At 39.2% G+C, this 18,175-nt stretch carries 20 protein-coding genes and 1 riboswitch; of the genes, 7 read left to right on the top strand and 13 right to left on the bottom strand.

All coding sequences use genetic code 11. The annotated features are described in order from the left end of the window. Window positions 1–3: 3 nt before the first annotated feature. The 6 genes from JSQ81_RS08485 to JSQ81_RS08510 are packed head-to-tail and all read right to left on the bottom strand — an operon-like array spanning window position 4 to window position 2,801. On the bottom strand, window positions 4–291 hold the full coding sequence (locus JSQ81_RS08485) for a hypothetical protein (protein WP_212607194.1): 288 nt from the start codon (window positions 289–291) through the stop codon (window positions 4–6). 18 nt (window positions 292–309) lie between these two features. Then, entirely contained in the window at window positions 310–600 is a 291-nt protein-coding gene (locus JSQ81_RS08490) for a hypothetical protein (RefSeq protein WP_212607195.1), read from the bottom strand. A 4-nt stretch (window positions 601–604) separates the two neighbouring features. Beyond that, window positions 605–1,285, bottom strand: a complete 681-nt coding sequence (locus JSQ81_RS08495) for a hypothetical protein (protein ID WP_212607196.1) — start codon at window positions 1,283–1,285, stop codon at window positions 605–607. 42 nt (window positions 1,286–1,327) lie between these two features. Then, window positions 1,328–1,876 carry an SCO family protein gene (locus JSQ81_RS08500; RefSeq protein ID WP_249336679.1) on the bottom strand — a complete coding sequence of 183 codons (549 nt, stop codon included), beginning with the start codon at window positions 1,874–1,876 and terminating at the stop codon, window positions 1,328–1,330. 41 nt (window positions 1,877–1,917) lie between these two features. Further along, a complete protein-coding gene (locus JSQ81_RS08505) occupies window positions 1,918–2,373 on the bottom strand; it encodes a hypothetical protein (protein WP_212607197.1) in 456 nt (151 codons plus the stop codon). Between the two features lie 8 nt (window positions 2,374–2,381). Then, on the bottom strand, window positions 2,382–2,801 hold the full coding sequence (locus JSQ81_RS08510) for a hypothetical protein (protein WP_212607198.1): 420 nt from the start codon (window positions 2,799–2,801) through the stop codon (window positions 2,382–2,384). A gap of 159 nt (window positions 2,802–2,960) precedes the next feature. Between JSQ81_RS08510 and JSQ81_RS08515 the strand changes: the two genes are divergently transcribed. Together JSQ81_RS08515 and JSQ81_RS08520 are read left to right on the top strand one after the other, a co-directional pair. Further along, entirely contained in the window at window positions 2,961–3,614 is a 654-nt protein-coding gene (locus JSQ81_RS08515; protein WP_212607199.1) for a collagen-like protein, read from the top strand. 56 nt (window positions 3,615–3,670) lie between these two features. After that, window positions 3,671–4,480: a DUF2935 domain-containing protein gene (locus tag JSQ81_RS08520; RefSeq protein ID WP_212607200.1), complete on the top strand. Its 810-nt coding sequence runs from the start codon at window positions 3,671–3,673 to the stop codon at window positions 4,478–4,480. Between the two features lie 67 nt (window positions 4,481–4,547). Here the strand turns inward: JSQ81_RS08520 and JSQ81_RS08525 are convergent, their stop codons facing one another. From JSQ81_RS08525 to JSQ81_RS08540, 4 genes are all read right to left on the bottom strand, one after another. Next, a complete protein-coding gene (locus JSQ81_RS08525) occupies window positions 4,548–5,234 on the bottom strand; it encodes an RluA family pseudouridine synthase (protein WP_212607201.1) in 687 nt (228 codons plus the stop codon). A 74-nt stretch (window positions 5,235–5,308) separates the two neighbouring features. Beyond that, window positions 5,309–6,502 carry a DUF2812 domain-containing protein gene (locus tag JSQ81_RS08530; RefSeq protein WP_212607202.1) on the bottom strand — a complete coding sequence of 398 codons (1,194 nt, stop codon included), beginning with the start codon at window positions 6,500–6,502 and terminating at the stop codon, window positions 5,309–5,311. Next, complete coding sequence (locus JSQ81_RS08535) at window positions 6,495–6,815, bottom strand: PadR family transcriptional regulator (protein ID WP_212607203.1); 321 nt, start codon at window positions 6,813–6,815, stop codon at window positions 6,495–6,497. Before JSQ81_RS08535 ends, JSQ81_RS08530 begins: the two co-directional genes overlap by 8 nt. 156 nt (window positions 6,816–6,971) lie before the next feature. Next, a complete protein-coding gene (locus JSQ81_RS08540; RefSeq protein WP_212607204.1) occupies window positions 6,972–8,078 on the bottom strand; it encodes a signal peptidase I in 1,107 nt (368 codons plus the stop codon). A gap of 254 nt (window positions 8,079–8,332) precedes the next feature. On the opposite strand from JSQ81_RS08540, the gene JSQ81_RS08545 reads away from it, so the two are divergent. From JSQ81_RS08545 to JSQ81_RS08565, 5 genes are all read left to right on the top strand, one after another. Then, window positions 8,333–8,941, top strand: a complete 609-nt coding sequence (locus JSQ81_RS08545; protein WP_212607205.1) for a hypothetical protein — start codon at window positions 8,333–8,335, stop codon at window positions 8,939–8,941. Between the two features lie 237 nt (window positions 8,942–9,178). After that, a riboswitch (cyclic di-GMP riboswitch) is annotated at window positions 9,179–9,262 on the top strand. A 54-nt stretch (window positions 9,263–9,316) separates the two neighbouring features. Further along, window positions 9,317–9,946, top strand: coding sequence for a hypothetical protein (locus JSQ81_RS08550; RefSeq protein WP_212607206.1), 630 nt, complete (start codon window positions 9,317–9,319; stop codon window positions 9,944–9,946). 14 nt (window positions 9,947–9,960) lie between these two features. Continuing rightward, window positions 9,961–11,073 (top strand): DUF5305 family protein, encoded by a 1,113-nt coding sequence (locus JSQ81_RS08555; protein ID WP_212607207.1) that lies wholly within the window; start codon window positions 9,961–9,963, stop codon window positions 11,071–11,073. Continuing rightward, window positions 11,060–12,769: a sensor histidine kinase gene (locus tag JSQ81_RS08560; RefSeq protein ID WP_212607208.1), complete on the top strand. Its 1,710-nt coding sequence runs from the start codon at window positions 11,060–11,062 to the stop codon at window positions 12,767–12,769. Before JSQ81_RS08555 ends, JSQ81_RS08560 begins: the two co-directional genes overlap by 14 nt. A gap of 1 nt (window position 12,770) precedes the next feature. Then, a complete protein-coding gene (locus JSQ81_RS08565; RefSeq protein ID WP_212607209.1) occupies window positions 12,771–13,409 on the top strand; it encodes a response regulator in 639 nt (212 codons plus the stop codon). Between the two features lie 58 nt (window positions 13,410–13,467). Here JSQ81_RS08565 and JSQ81_RS08570 read toward each other — a convergent pair whose 3' ends face one another. The 3 genes from JSQ81_RS08570 to JSQ81_RS08580 form a co-directional block, all read right to left on the bottom strand. Then, a complete protein-coding gene (locus JSQ81_RS08570; RefSeq protein WP_212607210.1) occupies window positions 13,468–14,874 on the bottom strand; it encodes a SpoVR family protein in 1,407 nt (468 codons plus the stop codon). Beyond that, entirely contained in the window at window positions 14,874–16,043 is a 1,170-nt protein-coding gene (gene yhbH, locus JSQ81_RS08575) for a sporulation protein YhbH (RefSeq protein ID WP_212607211.1), read from the bottom strand. Before yhbH ends, JSQ81_RS08570 begins: the two co-directional genes overlap by 1 nt. 133 nt (window positions 16,044–16,176) lie before the next feature. Then, window positions 16,177–18,072 carry a PrkA family serine protein kinase gene (locus JSQ81_RS08580; RefSeq protein WP_212607212.1) on the bottom strand — a complete coding sequence of 632 codons (1,896 nt, stop codon included), beginning with the start codon at window positions 18,070–18,072 and terminating at the stop codon, window positions 16,177–16,179. Window positions 18,073–18,175 lie beyond the last annotated feature (103 nt).

An 18,175-nucleotide genomic window follows, 5' to 3' on the forward strand; every position in this document is an offset into this window, starting at 1 on the left:
CTATCAATCTTTCAATTCAGGTATTTTCGGACCGAGTCCTGTTTCTATATAAAAAACATCAATTGAGTGAATATGCAAGGTCCATTCTTTCCCTTCCAAGGCGGGGATGGAAGTCGTCTCGACAGCCAATAAGGCCATGTCATTGGTCAATGATTTAATCGTGCCAATAAACATAAACGGGAAAGCTTCTGTTAATATAAACACCCGCCGTCCGATATTTTTCCTGAAATGTTCAATAATCCCCTCATCCTTACTGGCATTAATCGATTTACTTTCACGATTAGTTGTCATGTTTACCCCTCTCTTTGATCATAATAACGGGAATACCTCATCACTTGGAACTTCGGTCGTGAAGGATACAATTTGTTCAAGCGGAATACTAAGCGGAAACGGAAATTCATAAAACGGTGCATTCACCATTTTTATGATGACGGGTGAAAGTGTCAGATGCCCTTCGCCGACCTCAGTAACTCTTCCATTAAAAATCGGTCGAAAAACTTGACCTAATAAGTTAAGTTGTACCGCCCGTGTTATGACTAAAAGTTCTTTTCCTTTCAAATTCAGTAAATCCTCATCGTGTATGAAAGCTGGTTGAACCATTTAACTACCTCCCTTTCTTAACTAATAAGTTCCTCCAAATAGCAAACCATCGGACTGTGGAAACGTATTGTAATTCACTCAATTTGATTGCCTTTTCTTTATTGAAAAGCTTGAGGAAAAGTTCTTTTTTGGTTGTATTCTTTATTTTTCCGTAACAAGTTTTTTTACTTGTTCGAACTTCCACCCATAAACCTTTCCATGAATGGAGATTTGTTTGAAGTGATTCTTCAAAAAACTGTCGAACGAGTTCCTCCCTTTTGGCTACCGTGTCGCCAAATTGAAGGACGAGTTTTTGTTGCAAGTGATTGTCATAGATAAAATGTTGTTGGGAGTCGGAATAAGTAGGAAATCCAAAGGGGATAGTTGCGGATTCAATCGCTGGATAAGGAATCCAGATTCGTTTTCTTAAATCAGTAATCATGACAAAATCTCGTCCAATCGTTGACACTTTTCCTTCAGTCGTCACGGTCACGTTTTCATTAATGACAGAAGAAACGACTACTTGTTGGTGTCGTTTCATTTTAAAAAACTGCTTCAACATTACGGGTTTCCGAAGCGTTTCATCTTTTCGGGTTACCCTGAACAAGTTTTTCTGGTGAATATATTCTGTCAGCACCCTCGTTTCTTCCGAGGAAACAGCACTTGTCGGCGATGAAAATGCTTCAGGTAATTTCTTTTCTTGCATAATGGTCGGCCTCCAATGAACTTGTGAGAAAATAAATCCAAGTTATTTGATTAACATCTCCAAATGGTTTGCAATCTCTTCGATATTGACGCGTTTTTTTCCTATTGCCATATCATGATGGGCTCTTATATAATCATTGGAATCGACAATATACATGGATGTGGAGTGAGTGACAAAGCCGTCTACATTTTTTTCATAATAGAAATTAAAATACTGTGTGAATTTCTTTGTTTCTTCTAGTGATCCTCGTATAAATAACCAGTTCGGACTCGTTATTTCAAATAACTCTTTATATTGATTTATTCTCTCACTTGTATCATATTCAGGATCCAGTGTGACAGATAGGATAATATACCGGTCATCTGCGATACCTTTTTCTCGCATCAGTTTTTGGAACTCTTTCAGGTCCCACATTGTCATGGGACAAATGTCTGGACAATTTGTAAAGAAAAACGATATTAGCTTCGGTTTATCATGAAAGTCTTGACTATTTCCATCTTCAGTTAGCGACCATTCTTCCACAGTTCCTATTTTCGGCAAATCAATCGACTGCGGCCAAAAGAGATAAAAAGCCATAAATCCAACTACCAATAAAAGCAAACTCCCTAATTTCTTCAGTGTAAATCCCTCCCTCACACCTTAAATGAATAACGGACGATCCGACAGACTAGCGTTAAAAGACAAGCCGCGAAAGTTGCAAGGGAGAGCATATTTATCTCAATCATTGATTCTGCTTCCATAGGAATCTTACACAGAGCCGGATTCTTCAGAACAGCGCCTAGCATTGTTCCCATGACGCCCCCGATGATGCCATTGTAAATCCCATTTAATGCAGCTGGTGCTTTTAGTAAAGAACCGAATCTCCATCCGATGAGTAACGCAACTATCATCGGAAACAGAAAAAAAGCTCGATCATCTAACAACAATTTCAATTGAAGCGCCACCACCAATGAAGATACTGATGTAATTGCCGTGCACATTGTCATGATAAAACGGTCATCGACTAACAATTTTTTCTTATTTAATAGTAAATACACGATTGTTAATTCGACTAAATTCCAAATAAATAATATACCGATGATAAGCAATGTTTACGTCACGCCCTTCTGATTGAAATCGAGATTGCGAGCAAACATAACGCAAACAATCCGTGAATGAATATGATAAACACGGACGGCATTTCTATAACCGTTCCAATCATCGGAGCCATTATCCCAATGACCATCCCATTCGTTAACCCAGTCACAAATGTTTGGTAATCGAATAAAAGACCAAATAATGCGCCTACTCCTAATCCGATCAATGTAGAAATTATCGTAATTAACGTAAAGTGAAATGGATATTGACTAATTAGAAGCACGCCGGCAAGCATTGCAGTCATGCCGCCCATTACAATGCTAATATTCATCCCCAATTGAAATCCGATTCGTTTTTTTATCCCCAGTAAATAAGCGTAAAAACCAAGGGCTATAAAAATATCTGCATAGATAAAAATCAAAGTCGCAAGTTTAGCCATAGCTCCACCTCTACATACATTATGGAATTACAAATGCGAACGTGACTTGTCTAGGTTCATTTAACATTCACAGTCACTACACCTACCTCTAATCACCTCTCGTACATATACTAGTAATAAGTTTTTTGAAATTTAACAGGTTTGGAGGTAGGAAAATATATGGATGACTGCAACTATTGCCGTGAATGCGACAGATGTAAAGGATCGCGTGGCCCTAGGGGATTTAGAGGCCCCAGAGGCTATGAAGGCCCTGCCGGTTATGACGGGGAACGAGGAATCCCTGGCCCTAAAGGAGAGCCAGGAAGACCGGGACCTCGAGGATTTACTGGAGAAAAAGGGGACAAAGGAGATCAGGGACCAATCGGACCAAAAGGCGATAAAGGAGATAAAGGTGATAAAGGCTCAAGAGGTGAACGGGGTCCAAAAGGAAGTTTCGAATCCGCATACGGCTTCGCCTATACTGAAACCGGTAATTCCGATTCTGGTATTATCGATTTTTGCGAATCAGGACCTTTATGTGAAGTTCAATTAACAAACAAAGGTTTAAAGATAACGAATGATGGCGTTTATCAAATCGATTACAAAATCGTCCTCGAATCACAAGTGATCACCTGCACGCCTTCATCTTTTCAAATCAAGATTAATGATTTATATGATTTATCGTACTCGATGACGGAATCACTCACTTCGAATACGTTGAATTCTAGTCAGCTAGTCAAGTTAAAAGAGGGAGACGTTGTCATGCTTGTTGCTGATTTACAAGAGCATTTTCATTATAAGTTAGCGACATTGCAAGTTATACAAGTAGGATGACCATTAATCGTGTCAATCTATCCAACCTGGAATACTATAAGTATGGTGAATACTATATGGGGAGTGAACATTCAATTTCTACATTTGTAACCCAATCGTTGGAAGAGATTCGATTTTGGTCACGGATTATGAAAGAGCACGCATTCTTTTTAAGTTTGGGATTTACCGCGGATGATACAAAGTTAATACAAGAGGCAAAGCATTACATTGCAATATTTGAACGGATTGAAGAACAAGCTAGTGAATATAACGAAAGAACAGACCCTGAAGTGATTAGAAATTTTAATATTCAAGTCTATCAAGCAGCAGTTTCTATTTGGGCATATAAACGAAAAGTACTCGGGCTTATTTTACATTGTCAAATTAACGGAAATAACTTTCCGTTATTAGTTGACCATATTAGCCGGGAAGCATTTTATTTTGCTAAACGATTAAAAGAATTAAATGAAGGTAAGATAAAGCCTTTAGCCGATGCAATTATCGATGAGAATGTATTTTTCTTGAAAATAATGGCGGATCACTCAAAATTCATAGGGCACTTGTTAGATCCTTCTGAAAGAAAACTTGTCGATCAAGCACGTGGGTTCAGCGAAGATTTCGACAAACTTCTTTACCAGGCACAAGACCTGGATCATATGCGTCCTCAATCCGAAACAAAACCGCTCTTTGAACAATTTCTTGATCAAAATCGCGTGTCTGTTGTGTCGTTACGAGACTTCAAGAAAACAGCAAGAGAGTTAATCGAGGAGTGTAAAATAAAAAGCATCATCCACCCTCTTCTTGCCGACCATGTTTTCCGTGAAGCAAGTCACTTCCTTGAAATTATCGATGCCTTTGATGCACATCTTTCCGCACAAAAGGCTTAACAGAACCCGACCAAAGAAAATAGGCTGTCCCCATTCACCTTTAAGTGTCTGGGAACAGCCTTTTATTTTAATGTTTTGTGATCGTAGTCCAGAGATTCCAAGGATACTCATTCGGCGGACGTGATTCGACTCGAATGATTTCTTTCGTTGTCGGATGCGGAAATTCAAGCAGATTCGCCCATAAAGCGATTTGCTGTCCGGGACGGTTGACATGTTGTCCGTATTTTTGATCGCCGTATAGCGGTGTTCCCGATTCGGCTAATTGAACGCGAATTTGATGTGAACGACCGGTATGAAGACGAACCGATAGAAGGCTTAGCCCGTCTGAACTGCGAATCGTTTCGTAATCAAGAACAGCTTTCTTTCCCTCTTTGTGATTGGCGGAAACAGCGTGCACTTTATTTTTCTTCGTATCTTTATATAAATAATGCTCCAACTTCGCCTTGTTTTTATTCGGAACACCTCTTACTACTGCTAAATACTTCCGCTCAAGTTCATTTTTTCGAATGACATCCGATAACCGCGACGCAGCCTTTGACGTCTTCGCAAACACCATGACCCCGCCTACTGGACGGTCCAACCGGTGAACTAGCCCTAAGTAAACATTGCCGGGTTTATTATAACGAACCTTTATATCTTCTTTTAATATCGTTAGTAAATCTTTATCGCGGCTGTCATCCCCTTGCACTGGGATATTGACAGGCTTTTCAACGACGAGTAAGTGATTGTCTTCGTATAGAATTGGGATATTCATGGCTGATATTGCTCCTTTAAATTAGTTCATGTATCCCCATTGTAAGGCTATCTGCAGCAGGAAGTAAAATATTGCTATTCAGCAATTAAAGCTAGTTTCTCTCCAACACTTTTCAAAATTACGTCTAGTTCTGCATAACCGTAATAGTTTATGTGGATGAGTCCTTTTCCTTTTGCGGCAAAAACTTCAGTTTCTTCATCAGTTTTACGAATTAACAGCGTGTCAAAATCCTCACTTTCCTGCCTCATAAGGACACCTTCACGGTAGCGATAATCGTATCTACCCATCAAATCTTTAATTAAGTTTTCATTCATCGAAGGAAAAGTAAGCCTATAAACTTGTGTATATATATACGGTGAATATTCTCCACTGCCATCTTTCCATACCTCATTAGAAATGATACCTGATTCATGTGTTTCATACTGAAGCGGCGCAAATGGGCTCCAATGATAATGATACTGATTCAGAATATCTCTGTTATCCTCAACAAAGTATTCTTCCCGAATTAAGTCCGCATTTTGCTCTATATCGGCTAGGCGTACGAATGGTAGGTCGCTACTTTTCTGTGGCAAAGTTTCAGTTTGATCCGTGAAAATTTGAATCCAAGGAACGAGAGCACCAACCGCGGCAACTAAAATCATCGATATCATAAAAGTTGTATTTACACGACGAGATTTTTTCCAAGAAGCATGATGATTAATCGGTCTTCCTTCTATCAGGTGGTTTCTTAATTTACGAATGGAGAAGACCCCGCGTATCATCTTGTAAACTATACCTGAGAATAGTAGTGATGTTGTAATATAGGTAATCCCGCCTCCCTCGACCAAGGAGTATGTCGGACCAGCTAGAAAAAACCATAAATAAATCTGCATGCCTATAAGGATTAGACTCAAGATGACCAAGAGAATTGTAGAGTTTTTAATTTTATTATCAAATTTTTTCAATGTATGTGATTGCTCGGCTGGATCAGTATGCAACTCTGGTGCATTTAGTTTCATTGCTGATGAAAATAAAGTGAATTCACCAAATTTCGTTACATACGTCCATCCAGCTTGTCTATAAAGCTCTTTCTCTTCTTCTGAAATCGTGCGAGTCGTTGACGTATCAATTCTATATCGCACATCTTTTGGGCCGCCTTTTTCAAAGTGTGCAAATAGCCTTCCAATCTTTTTCAAATGAAGGCCTTCGCTCGCCATATCAGAAAACCAACTTTCATGCTCACCAATTTGCCAAAGTTCACCCAGTAACTTTCGAACCTTCTTAGCCATTCGTATCACCTACTTCCAGAATGTCTCCGTCTTTCAGCAATGCCTTTAAACGATCATATTCATGACGAAGAGCACGTTCCCCCTCCGCTGTAATTTCGTACGTTTTCCTTCTGCCATCATTCTTCTTTAAAGTAATAAGTCCTTCTTTTTGCATACGTGCAAGAACCCCGTAAAGCGTGCCGGGTCCCATTTTTATTCGACCGTTCGACACTTCCTTGATTTCATTCATCAGTCCATATCCATGACTCGGATTCATAAGTGTTAATAACACATAATACATCGCCTCAGTCATCGGCCCGCCAGTGTATTTCATTGATACACCTCCATCATGTTATGCCACACGATATACCGTATGACATAACAGTAATTTATGTAAACTGAGTTGTCAATATTCAAATAAAATAATTTTGTCCACAACAAAAAACGTTCCCCTTTCATCACATGAGAACGTTCATTTTTATTCTTAATATCAAAATGGTAAAGCGCTCCGCAATTTCCTTTTTCTCTTTCTTATATACTTTAAGATTCCCCTTCTCATTTTCCCATCAATCATTGGATAAATGATTAATGGCAAGCCAGGTATGAAGGAAACCACTACGAGGGCTAACCAATAACTTTTCTCTGAAAGGAAATAAATAAAAGATGCTGGTAAGAACGGGTAAAATAACCCTACCTGAATAGTTGATTCATACGCACCTGGCTGTTGGGCGGTTACAGTATAGGTTGTTTCTAGTTGCTGGCCTTGTGAGAGTTTTATATTTTTATGGCTTGGCACAATCTGTTTATCTTTCGTTGTAGTGGATCCGATTAATGGAAAGAACCCGCCATTTTTAAGTTCCGATAATGGTTGCGAAACCTCATCACCGATTTGTAAAATACCAACTTCGCTTCCCATTAAAACACCCTGCCCTTGCTCGGAAACTTCATAAATTACATTCATCTTTTGTCCTGAAGCGAGCATTGTCGCGCCCATAATAACGACGATTGTTAAGCCTCCAAATATATAAATAAGCTGCAATTCAATTCCGATTTCTTTCTTTTGCCGAATTCGTGAAGACTTTAATTCTCCAAATCCGATTAACACAGCTAAAATTAATGCAATTGCAGGTAATAAAAAAGAATTACCCTGGTATTTTTCCACCAATAATGACAGATGCCCTAGTTTTGGAATAACAATCGGGGTTTCGCCAATGGTAAAAGCCTTTGCAGCGATCCATTCCCGGTCAATTAAACCGGTGCCAACATTTTGATCCGTAGAGTCATTGGCATCGCCTTTTGTTATGAAACCTGCACTTTCATTTCCATCCATTACTCGGTGAGCAATCCACCCTTTATCAGCGAGATTACCTTCTTCTGTTTCAAAAAAGACAATATCTCCGTTTTCTATTATGTCTTTTTCGTATAGATTTTTTATGATCACCATATCGCCGCGTTCCCAAACGGGGTACATACTATTTGAACGAATTACACTAAGTAAGACCGGTTTTTTTGTAATCGCTGAACCAACTGCTGCAATCAACGTACATAAGATAGCAATTGCCAACAATGCATTAAGTATTCTAGTAAATAGCTTCATACTATTCCCCCCCACCTCTAGTTTATTGTAAATCCACAGTAGAATAAGCCCTCCAAAGTAGAATCCAAGTGGTACGAAAGTGCACCATCAAGTAACAAAAGTAGTAGATTGAGTAGCCAAAGTAGAAAATTAGAGTAGACAAATACCTCCCCAAAAGCCCACTACAGAGTGAGGATAACCAATAATAACACTCCTATACTTAAGGTAGTTTCAAAACGGCGCGTAGCCTAAAAAATGTAGGAGGAGATTTAGAGATGAAGATGAAAAAAGGTTTACTAATGGTAGTGTTATTGCTAGCACTATCCAGTATTATGGCGGCAATGTCTTATAATAAGGCAAGTGTTACAAGTGCTTCAGAATTAAAGGTCGTTAATACGAATCAGGCGCTATTATCCCTTGAAGCCAACACCCCTTGGAGCTGGCAAAGTACAGTTGGTGCAAAAGATCATACTACTGTTGTGAAAGACGGCGAACTTTTTATCCAATTTGGTAAAGGTATAAATGGAGGTACTGGTGCCGCAGAATTTTACGGACTACAACCAAATAGTGAATACCAATGGAATCCTTTGTTTACTCTAAGAAACAAGTCAGCTGAAACAATTAAAGTTACGGTTCGTGCAACCGGACCTTATGCAGACTTGATTTCATTTGCTTCAGTGAATCAGGGACAAGCTCAGTCAGGGGTTTTTGCCTGGGGAGCCCAAGGGCAATCTTTAGTAATTGATCAAGTAACAAAAGAAACAAAATCAGGTATGCAAAACATCAGAAATATTGCAGTAAAAATTAATGTTCCAAAAGGACATGCAATTTCACAAGCGGCATTAATGGGATCTATAATCGTCGAGTCGGAAGCCGTAAATTAAAAAAAACCATAAAAGGAAGAGTCGATGTTATCTTCATCGACTCTTCCTTTTTTGCATTTTCCACACGAATAAAAGAATTATAGTTTGCTAATACTAATATAGACAATAAGTATTAGTCTCAGCATAATGAAGAACTGACAAAAAACTCGCTTTAAAGACAAAAATAGAACCGAATCAGTTGCATGAATTGACAGCGAATTCAAATTATATAGGGTATACTGATATTTACAAGAGAATATTAAGTACGGAAACTGTGATATACGTTCTTTATATGGGCACCTTGGACGTATGGAGTGATTGGTGCAACCGGCCTAATTAAATTGGACATTCGTCCTATTTAGTTGGGCTTTTATTATGAATTCAGGAGGAGACGTATTGAAACGGTTCATTTCTTTAACAGCCTTATTATTGTCCATCTCGCTATTCCTTTACCATGGCACCAGTTTTTCAAGTGCCGAAATAAAAAATGGTGCAATATTATCAATTGTTCCGGAAGAGAATGCTCTCATCGCGGTAACGTACGGAGAAGGTGGAAACTTTTCCGTAATAAACAATACTGCCAAGGCGATTGTTGTTGTGAATGTTGAAGTTGTGAATGAACATGGACAACCAGTTACTTCCATAGCTCAAAAAGTCCCTTTCACACTCAATCCTGGAGATAGTCAAAAGTTAACCATTAAGGGGGATCCAAAAATTTTAACTGGCATAGTAATTCAATTAACAGCCCGTTGGAATGGCGGTAGCGCTAGAATCAATTCAATCATTCCTAAATTAGTTGGACAAAGTGAAGTTGAAGAGTCTATTGAAGAGTCTATTGAGGAGAATTCAGAACCCACCGAAGCTGATGTGGATAATATCAATCAAGATAAAAATAAAGAAGAAAACGTGGTTGAAGAAGATGAGGAAATTGTTGAGCCACCCATTGATTCTGCAGGAGAAGATGAAATCGTTGATTCAGATACGGATGATGCGATTGTTGAACCAGAAATAGATGAAGATAAATAAAGGGGCGGTTGAGAGTGAAACGAATCTTTTCTAATCTATTAAATAAAAAAAACAAGAAACTGAAGTTTTCTCTAACAGGATTGTTAATTATCGCAGCAACTGTGTCAGTCTCCTCTTTTTTACAATCAACAACAACCACAAGTCAAATCAACGACAACACGGCACAATTTGGGACAAGCTATGAATACCAAGCGACGATTACGCCCAATATCCTTTATCCAAAGGGTGGAACAGTCGATGTGGAAAATACGATATTCAAGAAAATCACCACTGCAATTCCTATCAATCTCACATCAACAATAAAATCCGACAATGAAGTGACCGCGGCGGGCACATATGAAATTCAATTAATCGTAAAAGCGGGCGAACTATGGGAAAGGGTCTTCCCCCTTCAAGAAAAACAGGTCTTTGAATTAAAAGGTACAGAACTAATACTAATAGACAATAATTTTGATATTGCCCTTACCGAGATCAATTCATTTATAACTCAGGTAGAAGAAGAAACGGGTATCAGGTCCGATCAATATCTGCTTGAAGTGGTTCCAACTATTAATGGAACGATCACTTATGATGGAAAAGAAATGCCGATACCAGAACAAGAGAATTTAGTTTTCCAATCGTCTTATGAAGAAATTGTTCTGATTAGCGATAAATCGTTTACATCTGCAATTCCATTTACATCGTCTGAAATCATCACGAATACCTTCAACTTTTTCGGAACTGCCCTGCCCTTGGTTCCAGTTCGAATCATCAGCATGATATTGTCGATTCTGCTTCTATTGCCAATTATTTATCTTAATGCAAGTTTAGTAGCAACACGCAAAAAAACATCTACAACCCAAGTCGATAAAATCAATAAAAAATACGGCAGCCGACTCATCCCTGTTTCACAAAAAATCAATTCTGACGATAAGACAATGATTACACTCCAATCGTTTAAATCAATCATCAAGATTGCTGATGAAAAAGAACTGCCGATCTTTTACTACCGAACCCATCAAGACGGAAGCGCCGTGTATTTCATTGCAGATGGAGATTACTTGTATAGATATGAAACGGTTAAATTAACGATTGCTCGAAGTACTGAAGAAATTCTAGATGGTGATGAAGCTTATGCGAAAGTTTAATCAGCTTTACCACTTCATTAGTAGCAGCCCGTCTAGCAAGGGACGTTTAGTGCTCTTGTTTCGATATAGTTCGCTCGTCTTAACATCGTTCTTCTTTTTGCTTGGACCACAGTCTCCATTCATTTTTAAAGTTCTAATCGTTGCTGCACTTGTTGTAGCTGCGGGGATATTGACTGATTTACAAAGGAAGTATGTAGGCAATGATAAAGTTCTAAGACTCATTGTGTTGACTGAAACAATCGGATTGACGTTGTTGTTGATTCCAACTGGAGGGATTTCCAGTCCTTTTATCTGGTATGCGTTAACGCCCGTGATTGTCGCGGCGAGTTTTCTTACGCCAAGGTTTTGTTGGGCTGCATTAATTTTTTATCTTGGAAGCGCTACTTTAATCGCTTATATGTTATTTCCAATTGATAGCATGGTTGCAATCTTGCAAGACAAGTCGTATTTCTACCTTGTTTGTTTATTAATCACATTACTTGCGAGTTTGTTTTCTGGTTTGACGAAAGAATTAAGCTCGAAAGCTACTGTCTTAAAAGACCAACATGAAGAGCTGTTGATTGTGAATAAAGAGCTCATAGAAATGAACGGAAAATATGAGGAAACACTTGATCATATCATGTCTCTTTATCATTTAATGGACAACTTTTCTTCCAAAAGCAATCCGCAAAAACTGGCTGATGAAATTACGACGTCTTTGCTGAAATTTACGCAAAGCGATGTTACTTTTGTTTGGTTAACTGATATAAATCATGCCACTAGCTATCTTTCTACTTCTAGCGAAAATATCAACCTTGAAAGCAATCTAAGGCATGAATGGGCTACTATCAGGGGAAAACGAGAACCTTTTATTCGCATCTTGGATGATAAATTCTATTTGATGAGGGTGATCAGGACTTCAAAGAAAATTGGCGTTCTGGGCGTTCAAATTACAAGTTCGAGTCTAGATAATCTCTCATACTTGCTTAAAAACACATTTGAATTTTTAACCGAACTCAGTGAAATCATGCTTGAAAGAATTTATTTGGATAAAATCATCGAGCAGACCGTGATCATCGAAGAACAAAATCGCATCGCAAATGAAATTCACGATAGCGTGTCACAAAGATTGTTCGGCATTGTTTATTCCCTTCATGGATTGCAGGCGAAAAGTCGGAATCTATCAAGAGAACAATTAAATGAAGAATACCAATTCCTTTCACAGTCTGCTAATTTAACCATCAAAGAACTTAGGTCGGCGATATTTCGGTTAAGTTCCATTAAGAAAGGTGAAAAACCTTTTTTTGCCCGCTTAAGAACATATTTGGATGATTTTGCGAAGCTCAATGATATTCATATTGATTATGAGCTTGCGGGAAATGAGATAAATATGCCTGCAGATTTAAAACAAGGGATTTATCGAATTATTAGCGAGGCTTGCGGAAATGCGGTTCGACACGGAGAATGTCATGTGATTCATGTGGAATTGAATCTTCTGGCGGAAAAAACCGTGTTAGTAATCCAGGACGACGGAATCGGGATTAATAAGCATGAAAATAAAGTCGAAAAAGTAAAAGGTATCGGCTTATACAATATGCAAAACATTGTTCGTTCGTTTGACGGTCAATTCTCAATCACTGAAAGGCACCAAGGGGGTACGGAAGTAATTGTAGATGTTCCATATACAACCAAAATCATGCAGGAGGTAATCGGCTAATATGAAAGTTGTCATCGTGGACGATCATCCGTTGGTTCGAAAAGGTCTCAATACAATCCTTACTTTGGAAGGCATGGACGTAGTCGGAGAAGCTCGAAATCATAAAGAGGCAATTGAACTTTTTAAAACTAAGAAAGCTAATTTGGCTTTGGTTGACCTTCGATTGGGTAATGAGTCTGGGTTGGATTTAATCGCCGAAGCGCTTCAACTAAAATTGGGTTGCAAATTCATTGTCCTGACTTCTTCTACTGATGAGGCGGATTTTAAACGCGCGAAGGAAATAGGGGTCGATGGCTATGTGTTAAAAGAGGCGTTGCCTGAGGAACTTATTCATGCGCTTAGAGTGATTGCTAGAGGGCGAAAGTATTATGATCCTGGCGTGATGGATTTATTAATCGACTCGAGGAATCCTATCAAGGTTGATGGTCAATTTGAACAGTTAACGCCAAAGGAAAAAGAAGTCTTGCTCGAATTGGGAATGGGCCATTCCAATAAAGAAATCTCGCAGAAATTATATATTACGGAATACACCGTTAAAAAACACGTCAGTCAAGTGCTGGCAAAGCTTAATCTTGCGGACCGGACGCATGCCGCTTTGTATGCGAATGTGAAAGGATTAGTCACCTACGTGGTCAACTAAAAAATAATGCCCATTTGGGAAACGCCGGAAAGTCGTTTCCCAAATGGGCATTTCATATTCAAATATAAGCGCGGTGGACTTTTTTTCCGCCATACGAGAAGATTACCTTCCTTCTATTAACGGTCGTTTCGATGTGAACTATGCGTCCCCATAATTGGTAAATATACGGCAGGACATTTTCTAAATAATTGATGTCGAGTTCTGTTTTCTCATAGCGATGTTCCAAATAGAGTTCGCCGTTTCGCAAATGGTCCCCGTCTTTCACGACGATGTATGGGAACCCCCCATTCACCCGCATATTGATCAGCTGATCTCTCACGCCTTCATATTCCTTGCTGGTAATTTGATATTCTTTCCCCTTTTTTTCAAACAAATAAAGATCTTCTTGTTGGACAAGTTCCTTTGTTAAATAATTGCGGACAAAGGAAATATCGGACTCCACTTCTCTCACTTCAAACATTTTTTCTCGGCCGCTATTTGGCTTAGCGCCGTATCTTATCATTTCGGCAGATGGTTCGTTGTATCGTTTTTCGATGTCTTCAAATATCTTCAATCCCAAATAGTACGGGTTGATGCTGGTTTTTGAGGGTTGAACGACATCCGCATTCAACTTCGCAAACTCGATGGATTCGTCTGACGTCAGTTCCATTTCTCGCAAGATTCGTTGGTGCCAAAACGAAGCCCATCCTTCATTCATAATCTTCGTTTCAAGCTGCGGCCAAAAATAAAGCATTTCTTCTCGCATCATCGTTAAAATATCGCGTTGCCAATCTTCCAATTCCCGACTATGTTGCTCGATGAATAACAAAATATCTTTCTCAGGTTTTGAAGGCGTTTTTTTCCTGCCGTGACTCGGTTCAATCGTCTCGTCTTCCTGTTCATCTAATCCCCATAAATCATCGTACGGACCTCTTCGATTGACTTTTTTCTTATTTGCTTCTTCTGTCAGATTTTCGGCCGCTCTGTCCCGCTTAATAATCGATGGATCAACATGCTCTTGAATGGCTAACACCGCATCTAGAAACCGCTCTACCTCGTCTTTTCCGTGAATCACTTCATAGGTGGCAATGCGCTCGGCTGTGGCTGTCATGCTTTCTACCATGTCTGACCGTGTATTCGAAAAGCGCGCGTTATTTTTGAAAAAATCGCAGTGCGCAAGAACATGGGCAATGATCAACTTATTTTGAATCAAGCTATTCGTGTCCAATAAAAACGCATAACACGGATTCGAATTAATAACGAGTTCGTAGATTTGGCTTAATCCGAGATCATAATGCAATTTCATTTTATGAAACTGTTTCCCGAAACTCCAGTGCGTAAATCGTGTCGGCATGCCGTATGCGCCAAATGTATAAATGATATGAGCAGGGCAAATTTCATAGCGCATCGGATAAAAATCAAGACCGAAATCGGCGGCAATCTCTGTAATTTCATCGATTGCGTAATGCAGCGATTTTAACTCCATTAATCGAATCCTTCCGATTTATTTTGAAAAAAGCTTTTTAATGCATGATATACGTCGCTGTTTTCCTTTAAGACATAATGCCGAAACTTTGGGTTTTCAATTTTTTTATAGGTGTTCATCAAGGTTGAATAGCGACTATAAGCATTGACTTCCCCGTAACCAAACATATTCGACACTTCCATTAGTTTTCCAACGAGATCGATGCATAAATTATTGTCGGACGACATATTTTCACCGTCTGAAAAATGAAAAGGATAAATATTATAACGGGCTGGATTGTACTTTTCTTCAATCAGATTCAAAGCAGTTAAATAAGCGGATGAACATCTCGTGCCCCCACTTTCACCTTTTGAAAAAAAGTCTTCCTCAGACACGACTTTCGCTTCAGTATGATGGGCGATAAATTCAATTTCCACGGTTTCGTATTTAGTGCGTAGAAACCGAGTCATCCAGAAGAAGAAACTCCTGGCAATATATTTTTGAAAAGTCCCCATCGAGCCACTTGTATCCATCATCGCAAGAACAACTGCTTGAGATTCTGGATTTTCTACCACATTCCATGTTTTGAAGCGTAAATCGTCAGAATGGATTGGCGTGATTTCAGCTTTCCCTTTAATTGCATTCCGTTTGATGGCCGTTAAAATCGTTCGCTTTTTATCAATATTACCGATAAGTCCTTTTTTCCGAATATCATTAAATTCAATATCCTCGGAAACGATTTCTGTTTGTTCTTTTTCCTCCAAGTCAGGAAGTTCTAGCTCTTTGAAAAGCACTTCTTCGACTTCTGCCATAGAAATTTCAGTTTCATAATAATCCTGACCGGGTTGGTCGCCCGCTTGTTTCCCTTGCCCTGAACCTCCACTGGCCGACTTTCCGCCGTCACTAGCAACAACGTCACCTATTTGACTATCGCCGTCCCCTTGCCCCACATGCTTTGACTTATCATTATCGTAACGAATTTTATACTCATCTAATGAGCGAATTGGAATTTTGATGATTTCTTGCCCATTCGATAAGATGATGCTTTCCTCGCTGATCAAATCCGGCAAATTATTCTTAATCGCTTCTTTGACTTTTTCCATATGGCGGTCCTGATCTTGGTAACCTTTCCGATGAAGAGACCAATTTTCCTGTGAGACAATAAAAAGATCATTTTTTTTCTTGTTCATTTTATCCTCACCTACTATCTTTTAAGAGTTTAGAGCGGATACTTTCTTCATCATATGCAAGTACAAACAAGTAATTTCCTAGATGAAAAAACAAGACTACTCTAAAACAATAGTCTTGTTTTCCAAAAGGGACTTATCGGTTTAATAAACTTCCAACGTAACGCAGTAATTCATTTGCAGAAATTGAATTATACCCATATTCATTGATCAAACTCGCAACGACTTCATTGATCTTTTTCAGTTGCGATTCATCTGGCGTTTGAGACGATGTCGTGATTTTTACAATATCCTTCAAATCCGAAAACAGCTTCTTCTCAACCGCTTCTCGTAAACGCGCATGAGAATTATAATCAAACCGAGTTCCTTTTCGGGCATATGCAGAAATTCGAATGAGAATCTCTTCTCTGAAAGCTTTTTTCGCGTTTTCCGACACGCCAATTTGTTCTTCTATGGAACGCATGAGCTTTTCGTCTGGATTCATTTCATCCCCAGTGAGCAAGTCCCTCATTTTATTTTTATTGCAATAAGCTTCAACATTATCCAGATAATTGTCAACCAATGTTTTCGCAGATTCCTCGTACGAATAAACGAAAGCCTTTTGAACCTCTTTCTTCGCGATATCGTCGTACTCGCGTCTCGCAATTCCGATGAAATTCAAATACCTATCACGGTCTTCATTGGAAATCGATGCATGTTGGTCAAGCCCGTCTTTTAAAGAACGCAGGACATCAAGCGCATTGATCGCCGGGACTTCCTTTTGAATAATCGCCGATGAAATCCGGTTAATGACATACCGCGGATCAATGCCGTCCATGCCTTCATCGGGAAACTCTTTTTTCAAGTCTTCCACATTCACCCGATTAAAGCCTTCTACGTTTTCCCCGTCATAAAGTCGCATTTTCTTAAGAAGGTCGACACCTTGCTTTTTTGAATCTTTTAATCTCGTCAATATCGAAAAAATAGCGGCAACCCGTAAAGCATGAGGCGCGATATGAATATGGTCCATTTCGCTATCATTAATCATTTTTTCATAAATCCGCTCTTCTTGATGCACTTTCAAGTTATACGGAATCGGCATGACGATAATTCTTGAATGCAGTGCTTCGTTTTTCTTATTTGAAATGAATGAGCGGTATTCGGTTTCATTCGTATGCGCGACAATTAGCTCATCCGCGCTTATCAATGCGAATCTTCCAGCTTTGAAATTTCCTTCTTGCGTTAATGATAATAAAAGCCAAAGAAACTTTTCATCCAACTTCAACATTTCTTGGAACTCCATGATGCCGCGGTTGGCTTTGTTTAATTCCCCGTCAAAACGGTAAGCACGCGGATCTGATTCTGAACCGAATTCAGCAATTGTCGAAAAGTCGATGCTGCCCGTCAAGTCCGCGATATCTTGGGATTTAGGGTCGGAAGGCGTATACGTTCCAATACCGACGCGTTTGTCTTCCGCGAAAAAGATTCTTTTCACCAGCACATTTTCAATTTCTCCGTCGTACTCTTGTTCAAGCCGCATGGCGTTTAGTGGCGACAAACTTCCCTCAATTCGAATCCCATACTCCTCGTAAAAATCGTCACGTAAATGAATCGGGATTAAATGAAGCGGATCCTCGTGCATCGGACAGCCTTTAATCGCATAAACTGCGCCCTCATCTGTTTTGGAATAGTGTTCAAGTCCGCGTTTAAGCATCGTGACAATTGTCGACTTCCCGCCACTGACTGGCCCCATTAATAATAGAATACGTTTACGGACATCAAGTCTTTTGGCAGCAGGATGAAAGTATTCCTCTACCAGTCGTTGAATCGATTCTTCTAGGCCAAAGATTTCTTCACCGAAAAAGTCGTATAATTTACTGCCATCATTTTCAGTCACCCCAGCGCTTTTAATCATATTATAAACACGTGAATGGGCAGTTTGGGCGACTTCTTTTCGTTCCTTCAACAGGTTTAAATATTCTTCAAATGTGCCCTCCCATTGAAGTCTGTCTTCTTCTTCTCTGAAATTCCTTACCTTATTTAATATACCCATTATATCCCCCTCCATTTAGGGTATGGTTTATATATAGTATGCAGAGGGGATTTTTATAATTCCCAAGCTTGCCTTATTTAAATGAGAAAAACACTAATTCGGA

The organism is Sporosarcina sp. Marseille-Q4063 (assembly GCF_018309085.1).
Lineage (GTDB): Bacteria > Bacillota > Bacilli > Bacillales_A > Planococcaceae > Sporosarcina.

Coding starts and splice junctions, on each gene's coding strand:
- JSQ81_RS08580 (WP_212607212.1), bottom strand. CDS start 18,072: ATGGGTATATTAAATAAGGTAAGGAATTTCAGAGAAGAAGAAGACAGA.
- JSQ81_RS08490 (WP_212607195.1), bottom strand. CDS start 600: ATGGTTCAACCAGCTTTCATACACGATGAGGATTTACTGAATTTGAAA.
- JSQ81_RS08495 (WP_212607196.1), bottom strand. CDS start 1,285: ATGCAAGAAAAGAAATTACCTGAAGCATTTTCATCGCCGACAAGTGCT.
- JSQ81_RS08570 (WP_212607210.1), bottom strand. CDS start 14,874: ATGGAGTTAAAATCGCTGCATTACGCAATCGATGAAATTACAGAGATT.
- JSQ81_RS08535 (WP_212607203.1), bottom strand. CDS start 6,815: ATGAAATACACTGGCGGGCCGATGACTGAGGCGATGTATTATGTGTTA.
- JSQ81_RS08525 (WP_212607201.1), bottom strand. CDS start 5,234: ATGAATATCCCAATTCTATACGAAGACAATCACTTACTCGTCGTTGAA.
- JSQ81_RS08540 (WP_212607204.1), bottom strand. CDS start 8,078: ATGAAGCTATTTACTAGAATACTTAATGCATTGTTGGCAATTGCTATC.
- JSQ81_RS08545 (WP_212607205.1), top strand. CDS start 8,333: ATGAAGATGAAAAAAGGTTTACTAATGGTAGTGTTATTGCTAGCACTA.
- yhbH (WP_212607211.1), bottom strand. CDS start 16,043: ATGAACAAGAAAAAAAATGATCTTTTTATTGTCTCACAGGAAAATTGG.
- JSQ81_RS08485 (WP_212607194.1), bottom strand. CDS start 291: ATGACAACTAATCGTGAAAGTAAATCGATTAATGCCAGTAAGGATGAG.
- JSQ81_RS08560 (WP_212607208.1), top strand. CDS start 11,060: ATGCGAAAGTTTAATCAGCTTTACCACTTCATTAGTAGCAGCCCGTCT.
- JSQ81_RS08520 (WP_212607200.1), top strand. CDS start 3,671: ATGGGGAGTGAACATTCAATTTCTACATTTGTAACCCAATCGTTGGAA.
- JSQ81_RS08515 (WP_212607199.1), top strand. CDS start 2,961: ATGGATGACTGCAACTATTGCCGTGAATGCGACAGATGTAAAGGATCG.
- JSQ81_RS08510 (WP_212607198.1), bottom strand. CDS start 2,801: ATGGCTAAACTTGCGACTTTGATTTTTATCTATGCAGATATTTTTATA.
- JSQ81_RS08530 (WP_212607202.1), bottom strand. CDS start 6,502: ATGGCTAAGAAGGTTCGAAAGTTACTGGGTGAACTTTGGCAAATTGGT.
- JSQ81_RS08565 (WP_212607209.1), top strand. CDS start 12,771: ATGAAAGTTGTCATCGTGGACGATCATCCGTTGGTTCGAAAAGGTCTC.